Here is a 234-nt window from a genome sequence, read left to right as displayed (position 1 = left end):
GGCCTTGATGCGCGACACGAGTCCCTTGATGTCCTGCACATGCGAGCGGTCGGCCACCAGAACCGCGTCGTCCGTTTCGACGACGATCAGGTCGTTGGTGCCGACACATGCGACGAGCCGGCCGCCTTGCGAACGCGCATACGTTGCCGTCGCGCCTTCGAAAAGAACGCGTCCATTCGACGCGTTGCCGCACTCGTCCTTTTCCATTGCCTGCCACACGGCGTCCCATGAACC

General features: G+C 63.2%; 1 pseudogene. It reads right to left on the bottom strand.

Features of this window, described 5'->3' with window-relative positions:
• Positions 1–234 (bottom strand): annotated as a pseudogene (cpsB, locus tag SB753_RS41615) (mannose-1-phosphate guanylyltransferase/mannose-6-phosphate isomerase); the annotation flags it as partial.

It is taken from the genome of Paraburkholderia sp. SIMBA_053, assembly GCF_046534895.1.
Classification (GTDB): domain Bacteria; phylum Pseudomonadota; class Gammaproteobacteria; order Burkholderiales; family Burkholderiaceae; genus Paraburkholderia; species Paraburkholderia caledonica.
Note: the sequence above shows the minus strand (reverse complement) of the source record. Positions and strands in the feature narration are given on the sequence as shown.